At 67.8% G+C, this 7152-nt stretch carries 9 protein-coding genes; 6 read left to right on the top strand and 3 right to left on the bottom strand.

Annotation, left to right across the window (positions count from 1 at the left end; all coding sequences use genetic code 11):
• Both CCN37_RS39280 and CCN37_RS30970 read right to left on the bottom strand, forming a co-directional pair.
• On the bottom strand, positions 1 to 216 hold a 216-nt coding region (locus tag CCN37_RS39280; RefSeq protein WP_143261883.1), incomplete at its 3' end, for a hypothetical protein.
• A gap of 251 nt (positions 217 to 467) precedes the next feature.
• Complete coding sequence (locus CCN37_RS30970) at positions 468 to 971, bottom strand: tetratricopeptide repeat protein (RefSeq protein ID WP_086827660.1); 504 nt, start codon at positions 969 to 971, stop codon at positions 468 to 470.
• Between the two features lie 56 nt (positions 972 to 1027).
• Here CCN37_RS30970 and CCN37_RS30965 point away from each other — a divergent pair, with 56 nt between their 5' ends.
• The 6 genes from CCN37_RS30965 (at position 1028) to CCN37_RS30940 (ending at position 6235) form a co-directional block, all read left to right on the top strand.
• Complete coding sequence (locus CCN37_RS30965) at positions 1028 to 1996, top strand: NADP-dependent oxidoreductase (RefSeq protein WP_086827658.1); 969 nt, start codon at positions 1028 to 1030, stop codon at positions 1994 to 1996.
• A 15-nt stretch (positions 1997 to 2011) separates the two neighbouring features.
• Positions 2012 to 2362 carry a MerR family transcriptional regulator gene (locus CCN37_RS30960; protein ID WP_086827656.1) on the top strand — a complete coding sequence of 117 codons (351 nt, stop codon included), beginning with the start codon at positions 2012 to 2014 and terminating at the stop codon, positions 2360 to 2362.
• Positions 2359 to 3045, top strand: a complete 687-nt coding sequence (locus tag CCN37_RS30955) for a PP2C family serine/threonine-protein phosphatase (RefSeq protein ID WP_086827653.1) — start codon at positions 2359 to 2361, stop codon at positions 3043 to 3045. Before CCN37_RS30960 ends, CCN37_RS30955 begins: the two co-directional genes overlap by 4 nt.
• 117 nt (positions 3046 to 3162) lie before the next feature.
• A complete protein-coding gene (locus CCN37_RS30950; protein ID WP_086827650.1) occupies positions 3163 to 4428 on the top strand; it encodes an ABC transporter substrate-binding protein in 1266 nt (421 codons plus the stop codon).
• Positions 4425 to 5369 carry a carbohydrate ABC transporter permease gene (locus CCN37_RS30945; protein WP_086827647.1) on the top strand — a complete coding sequence of 315 codons (945 nt, stop codon included), beginning with the start codon at positions 4425 to 4427 and terminating at the stop codon, positions 5367 to 5369. Before CCN37_RS30950 ends, CCN37_RS30945 begins: the two co-directional genes overlap by 4 nt.
• Positions 5370 to 5452: 83 nt before the next feature.
• Positions 5453 to 6235 (top strand): carbohydrate ABC transporter permease, encoded by a 783-nt coding sequence (locus CCN37_RS30940; RefSeq protein ID WP_210408292.1) that lies wholly within the window; start codon positions 5453 to 5455, stop codon positions 6233 to 6235.
• 21 nt (positions 6236 to 6256) lie between these two features.
• Here the strand turns inward: CCN37_RS30940 and CCN37_RS30935 are convergent, their stop codons facing one another.
• Positions 6257 to 7123, bottom strand: a complete 867-nt coding sequence (locus tag CCN37_RS30935; RefSeq protein WP_086827645.1) for a hypothetical protein — start codon at positions 7121 to 7123, stop codon at positions 6257 to 6259.
• Positions 7124 to 7152 lie beyond the last annotated feature (29 nt).

The raw sequence follows: 7152 nt of genomic DNA, 5'->3' as shown, positions 1-7152 counted from the left end.
CGGGCGCTCGGTCAGCTCGGCAGCGTTGGACAGGATGCGATCCGCCGAGCGTCGGGAGATGTGCAGGGACGAGGCGACCTCATTCTGCACATACCGGTAATCACGATCATCAGCAGCGACATGGAATGCGATCAAGGCCGTGGCGAGTTCCGCTTTCGCATGACAAAGAGCAGCATGTTTCGCCTCAACCTCGACCAACAGTTCATCGAGGGCCATACCTCAATACTACCCGCAAATAATAGTCGATCATGGCCCTAAAGAATGAATTCCCAGGCGCCCCACCACCCGAAAAACGCAACCCCCACGAAACAGAACACGCGGCTGGAACGGTCGGCTTTACCTGGGGTGCGCGTGCCATACGCTCGCGCGAGGGCCGGGTGTTCTATCCCGTGCCCCTGTGAGGCCCAGGGGCACGCGCAAGGGGTTCCCAGGTCAAGCCGACCCCGCGCTGGAACCATCGGAACCAGCTAAGAATCCCACACCTGATCCAGGTCCCGAGCATACAACGCGATAGCCTCAGAATAAGACTTCACCGAATCATCCTCAGTAGTGTCCAGCACAAGGTTCAACAACGTCGACACCGCTTCCTTGTGCTCCCCGCAGTTGTAAAGCGTCATCGCCAAGAACGCCTTCAACGGCGCGAAGTCAGGAAACTCCGCCACCCCGCGCCGAAGCGTCTCCAACGACTCCTCGTACCGCCCCAAGGTCCGATAAGTACTACCCAGCCCCAGAAAAACGCCGTGCCGTTCCACGGAACTCAACCCCGGCAGGCTCAGCGCCCGCGAGTAGTACGGCACCGCCGCGCTCTCCTTGCCGAGCTTGTCGTGCGCCCACCCCGCCTGGTACGCCACGCGCGCGTCATCCGGGTGTTCGGCCACCAACTCCAGCGCCAACGCGAGAGCTTCCTCGTGCCGCCCGGCCGCGCGAGCCGACGTGATGCGCGCGATCCCGGCTTCGATCGTCTCCGACATGCTCCGATGATGGCAGGACTTGCCTCTGACGCACGGGTCAAGATCTAGCGTCCGGCATGACCACATCACGCGAAGTCCGCCTCAACGCCATTCCGGACGGACTGCCGACCCCGGAGCACTTCACGATCGCCGAGACCGCGCTCCCCGCACCGGCCGAGGGCGAAGTCCTGGTCAGGAACCGGTTCTTCCAGGTGTTCCCCGCGGTCCGCACGCTCTTCGGCGGCGGGGTCAAGGGCACGCCGTTCCCGGCGATCGGTCCGGGCGAGCCGCTGATCGGCATGGCGATCGGTGAGGTCGTCGAAGGCGACCTCCCCACGGGAACGCTGGTCTCGCACTGGCAGGGCTGGCGGGAGTACGCCGTGGTGCCCGTCGACCAGGTCACGCCGATCGGCGACGTCCTCACCGATCCCGTCGCTCACCTCTCGCAGGGGCTGTCCGCCTACACCGCCCTGACGAAGTGCGCCGAAGTCCGCGAAGGCGACACGGTGTTCATCTCCGGCGGAGCTGGCGGAGTCGGTTCGCTGGCCGCGCAGTACGCGAAGCAGCTCGGCGCGGGGCGGGTCGTTGGAAGCACGGGCTCACAGTGGAAGGCCGAGCGCATGCGAAGCGAGCTCGGCTACGACGAGGTGCTCAAGAGAGGCGAAGCACCGGAGGGGATCGACGTGTTCCTGGACAACGTCGGCGGCGAGCAACTGACAAGAGCGGTCGCCAACGCCAATGACGGCGCGCGGTTCGTGCTCGTCGGAGCGTTGTCGAGCCAGTTGTCCCCGGATCATGCCGGAACGACGGCCTTCACCGAGATCGACCTGTTGCGCCTGATCGCGAACAGGATCACCGTGCGCGGGCTGAGCCCACGGGACTCCTGGGCCGTGCAGGCGGAGTGGGAGGAGCGCTTCGCCGGATGGCTGCGCACTGGCGAAGTCACCTTCCCGCACACGAAGATCTCGGGAATCGAGAACGCCCCTCGCGCGCTACAGGAACTGTTGGCCGGGCAGCACGTCGGCGCGGTGGTGGTGGAGCTCTAGCCAGGAGGAGCGCGGATGCGGATCGGTGACGCGGCGGCAGCGGCGGGCACGACGCCCAGGGCACTGCGCTTCTACGAGCAGCGCGGTCTCCTGCCGCCGCCGACCCGAACGCACACCGGCCAGCGCGTCTACGACGTCCACGACGTCCGGCGGGTGCGCGTGATCCGCGACCTCCTCGCGCTCGGCCTCACCGTCGAGGACCTGCGCGGATGCGCGGACCGCCTGGACCAGATCGGCACCACGCCGTGTCCGTCGAACCCCCGGGAAGGGGTCGCGGCGCGTCGGCTGGAGACGCTGACCGCGGAGATCGAGCGCCTGACCTCGCTCAGGAACAGCCTCGCGGAGCGCATGGAGCTGACCAGATGATCACCGCGGCCGCCGGGAGCGAGATCGGCAAGCGCTACGACGCCAACTACGACGTCGTGCACCTCTCCGAAGCACCACTGCGAGCCGTCGTCGCGGACGGCATGGGCGACGGCGAGGGAAGCGCGCGAGCTGGACGCGCCGCCGTTGACACGTTCATCAACAGCCTCAGCAGCGGCATCACGCCGGAGATGCTGCGCGCGGCCGTCGCCAACGCCCAGCACGAGGTCAACAAGATCCCGGGCTTCGCGGGCTGCACGCTCACCGCGCTGGTCCAGTCGCGGACAGGGTTCTGGATCGCGCAGCTCGGGGACTCGCGCGTGTACCGGCTGCGCCAAGGGCTCCTGGAGCTGCTGACCGTGGACCACACCGTGGCCTGGCTCGGCGCGGTGAACGGCTGGTACCCGTTCGACTCCCGCGAGGCGGCGGCCGCGCGCTACCACCTCACGCGCTACGTCGGGCATCCTGACCGGCCAGAGCCGGACGTGCTGAGCGTGAGCGTGCGGCCGGGCGACACCTACCTGCTGTGCACCGACGGGATCGCCGAGCAGGTCTCCTTCCACCGGATTCGCGAGGTCATGGGCCAACCCCAGCCGGTGATCGCGAAGGTCGCGACGTTGCTCGCCGAGGCCGACGCGGCCGGCGGGGCCGACAACGCGAGCGCTGTTCTGATCTCGGCGGAGTGATCACAACGGGCTGATCCCAGCTCCCGGGATTGATCGACGAGGGCCGTATCCGCGTGATGGAGTCCGTGTGGGAAAGTCACCGGCCACGTGGTCGATGTTCGTGCGATGGAGGTACTGATGTCCTCAACACCGCTGTCCAGACGCGGTTTTCTGAACGCGGCGGGCGCCGTCGCGCTCGCGGGTGCTTTCGGTGGGTTGACCGCGTGCGGCTCGAACACCGGCCGCGGCGGCAACGGTGCCCAAGGGCTTCAGCAGTGGTACCACGCCTACGGCGAGAACGGCGTCCAGCAGGCCGTTGAGCGCTACGCCAAGGCCTACACCGCGACCCCGGTCTCCGTGCAGTGGAACCCGGGCGACTACACCTCGAAGCTGTCCACGGCGCTGCTCTCCGGCGGCGGCCCCGACGTCTTCGAGTCGACGTTGCAGATCAGCATGGTGCGCGCCAACCAGATCGTCCCGCTGGACGACGTGATCGCGACCGCCAAGGACGACTTCGCCGCGACCGTGCTCGCCGGGCACACCGTGGACGGCAAGATCTACGGCGTCCCGCAGGCCATCGACATGCAGATGCTCTTCTACCGCAAGAGCATGCTGGACAAGGCCGGGGTGAAGCCGCCGACCTCCGTCGACGAGCTGATCGACGCCGCGCGCAAGCTCAGCACCGGCGGGGTGAAGGGCCTGTTCGTCGGCAACGACGGCGGTGTGTCCACGCTCGGCGGGCCCGCGCTGTGGTCGGTCGGCCTGGACTACGTCACCCCCGAGCACAAGGTCGGCTTCGACGATCCGGCCGCCGCCGCCGCGATCGCCAAGCTGCGCGAGCTCAACACCAGCAACAGCCTCCTGCTCGGCGCCGTGAAGGACTGGTCGGAGCCGGATGCCTTCATCCAGGGCCAGGTCGCCATGCAGTGGTGCGGGCTGTGGGCCGTTCCCGCCGTGCAGAAGGCGCTGGGCGAGGACTTCGGCGTGCTGCCGTGGCCGAAGCACTCCGGCTCCGGCGCCCCGTCGGTGCCGGTCGGCGCGTACGGCGCGATGGTCAACGCCAAGAGCACCAAGATCGACCAGGCCAAGGCGTTCATCAAGTGGCTGTGGATCGACCGCACCGAGCACCAGGAGGACTTCAACCTCTCCTACGGCTTCCACATCCCGCCGCGCAACTCCTTGTCCGCCAAGGCGGACAAGCTCAAGACCGGCCCGGCATCTGACGCGGTGCGCTTCGTGAAGGAGCACGCTCGCTCCTCCAACCCGCCGGACTGGACCCAGGCCATGCGCACCGCGTTCCAGGACGCGCTGTCGCGGGTCGTGCGCGAGGGCGCGAACGCCGACTCCGAGCTGCGCGGCGCGGTGACCAAGGCCCAGGACGAGCTGAAGCGCCTCTACGGATGAGTTCGGCCGCCGCCCACACCTCATCCCCCCAGGCGACCAGGAAGCGGAAACCCGGAAACGCCAAGGCTTTCTGGCTCTTCGTCGGCCCGTTCGCCGCGGGCCTGGTGATCTTCGCCTACCTGCCGATCGGCTGGAGCCTGCTGCTCAGCTTCTTCAACGCGCACAACACGGTCACCCCGACCGAGTTCGTCGGCGTCGACAACTACGTCGACATGCTCACCGATGGCGCGTTCCTGCAGAGCATGGGCACGTTCACCCTGTTCGCGCTGTTCATCGTGCCGCTGACGTTCGTGCTGTCGCTGGCGTTGGCGCTGTTGGTCAACCAGATCAGCTTCATGCGCACGTTCTTCCGCTCGGTGTTCTTCCTGCCGACGGCGTGCTCCTACGTGGTCGCGTCGCTGATCTGGAAGCTGTCGATCTTCAACGGGCTGCGCTACGGGCTGGCCAACGCCTTCCTGTCGATGTTCGGGATCGAGCCGATCGCGTGGACGGTCTCCACCGATCCGCCGTGGTACTGGCTGGTGCTGGTGTCGCTGCGGCTGTGGTTGCAGCTCGGCTTCTACATGATCCTGTTCATCGCCGGTCTGCAACGGATTCCGCAGCACCTCTACGAGGCGGCGTGGATCGACGGAGCCAAGCCGGGCTGGCAGACGCTGCGGCACATCACACTGCCGCAGCTGCGCGCGACCTCGGTGTCGGTCGTCCTGCTCACGCTCATCGCGGCCTACCAGGCCTTCGACGAGTTCTACAACGTGCTCGGCTCGGCTGACGGCTACCCGCCCTTCGCCAGACCACCGCTGGTCTACCTCTACTACACGGCGTTGGGCAGCGGCGGTCAGGACTTCGGCCACGGCAGCGCGGGCGCGGTGATCCTCGCCCTGCTGATCGCGCTGGTGACGTTGTTGCAGGGCAGGCTGTTCGGCTTCAGGAGGGGTGAGTGAGCGACTACGTGCACCGCCCGGCGGGGTATCGGCGCACCCCGGCCGGCGTGATCACCTCGGTGCTGCGCTACCTCGCGCTCGGGGTGGCGGCGCTGCTGTTCCTGGTGCCGTTCTACCTGTTGCTGCGCAACGGTTTGGCCACCGAGGCGGAGATCGCGGCGCCGGACTGGAAGTTCTTCCCGGACACGTTGCACTGGGAGAACTTCGCGGAGCTGTTCTCCGACCAGTCGGTGCCGCTGCTGGCCAGCATGGGCAACTCCGTGGTCGTGTCGGTGTTGCAGACGATCGGCCAGCTGTTGTTGTGCGGGCTCGCGGGTTACGGCCTCGCGCGGATTCCATACCGGCACGCGGGCAAGGTCTTCTACGCGATCGTGGCGACGCTGATGATCCCGGCTGCGGTGACGTTCGTGCCGAGCTTCGTCGTCGTGTCCAGCCTCGGCTGGCTCAGCGACCTGCGCGGCCTGGTGATCCCCGGCCTGTTCAGCGGGTTCACCGCGTTCCTGTTCCGCCAGTACTTCCTCGCGTTCCCGAAGGAGCTGGAGGAGGCGGCGCGGATCGACGGCCTCGGCTACTGGGGCACGTTCTGGCGGATCGTGGTGCCGAACTCGGGCAACTTCATCGCCGCGCTCGCGGTGATCTCCTTCATCGGCAGCTGGAACGCGTTCCTGTGGCCGTTGGTGATCGCCCAGGACCAGTCCTCGTGGACCGTGCAGGTCGCGCTGTCGAGCTTCCTCACCGCGCAGAACCTGAACGTGCACCAGCTGTTCCTGGCAGCGGCCGTGTCGATCCTGCCGCTGGTCATCGTCTTCGTGACGTTGCAGCGCTTCCTGGTCAGGGGCGTCGCGGAGACCGGCATCAAGGGCTGAGCGCCCGCGCCGGGGGTGGTGCTAGAAGCCGCCGCCCCCGGCGTAGCCGCCCGCGCCGCCGTCGCTGCCGTAGGTGCTCGACGGCCCGCCGTGGTACTTGGAGAACGGGCGCGCGGACCGGTCGTTCGGGTCGATCGGGTTGACGATGATCACCTCGCCGGTGAGCTTCGCCCAGCCGGAGGCCTCGGTCTCGTACTTCTCCTTGAGCGCCAACGAGGTCTCCGGTCCCCAGGACACGCCCGTGTAGGGGTGCTCGGCGCGCTCCGCCGTGAGCGCGGCCTGCACCTCGGACGGGGTGTGCGCGCCTTCGTGGGAGCGGTCCAGGCTCGTCAAATAGATGGAGAACCGCCGACGCCCGCCGGTGGTGATCTTGTAGGCCCACACCGCGCCCGACGTGCCCTCCATGGCGTCCAGCCGCCGTCGTCGCGCCTGCTCCAGCTCGCGGCGCGTGCGCTCCTTCTCCCGCCTGGCGAACTCCGTCATGTACTCCGGCAGGTCGCCGGCCTTGCTCAGGTAGGCCGCGAGCGCGGCGTCGAAGTCCGACTCCAGCTGCGCGCTGGCCTCGTCGTATCCCTTGCGCAACACCGCGTTCCGGCGCGCGTGGCGGATGTGCCACAGCAGGCGGCCCTTCCACGGCGCGCGGAGGTGGGCGCCGATCTCCTTCTCCCGCTCCTGCAACGCGGTGATCGTCGCCAGGAACCGGGTGGTCGCCGAGCACCACCGGTCGTGGTCGGTCCTGCTCGCCCGGACGACGCGGTCCATCGAGCGGCCGCGGTCGTCGTGCCCGCACAGCAGGCGGCTGTGCTCGCTCAGCCTGCCGCCGACCACGTTGACCTCCCAACCACCGAGCAGGGCACCGAGATCCGCGATGTGGACGTCAAGCTCCATCGGGCCATCCTGGCAGCGAAAGGGGGCTC

This window comes from Allokutzneria sp. NRRL B-24872 (assembly GCF_002155965.1).
Taxonomy (GTDB): domain Bacteria; phylum Actinomycetota; class Actinomycetes; order Mycobacteriales; family Pseudonocardiaceae; genus Allokutzneria.
This window is presented reverse-complemented; position numbering and strand designations above follow the sequence as displayed.

What these genes read in the sequence shown, in the direction of transcription:
- CCN37_RS30950 (WP_086827650.1), top strand. Translation starts at nt 3,163, where the DNA reads ATGTCCTCAACACCGCTGTCCAGACGCGGTTTTCTGAACGCGGCGGGC.
- CCN37_RS30935 (WP_086827645.1), bottom strand. Translation starts at nt 7,123, where the DNA reads ATGGAGCTTGACGTCCACATCGCGGATCTCGGTGCCCTGCTCGGTGGT.
- CCN37_RS30965 (WP_086827658.1), top strand. Translation starts at nt 1,028, where the DNA reads ATGACCACATCACGCGAAGTCCGCCTCAACGCCATTCCGGACGGACTG.
- CCN37_RS30955 (WP_086827653.1), top strand. Translation starts at nt 2,359, where the DNA reads ATGATCACCGCGGCCGCCGGGAGCGAGATCGGCAAGCGCTACGACGCC.
- CCN37_RS30970 (WP_086827660.1), bottom strand. Translation starts at nt 971, where the DNA reads ATGTCGGAGACGATCGAAGCCGGGATCGCGCGCATCACGTCGGCTCGC.
- CCN37_RS30960 (WP_086827656.1), top strand. Translation starts at nt 2,012, where the DNA reads ATGCGGATCGGTGACGCGGCGGCAGCGGCGGGCACGACGCCCAGGGCA.
- CCN37_RS30945 (WP_086827647.1), top strand. Translation starts at nt 4,425, where the DNA reads ATGAGTTCGGCCGCCGCCCACACCTCATCCCCCCAGGCGACCAGGAAG.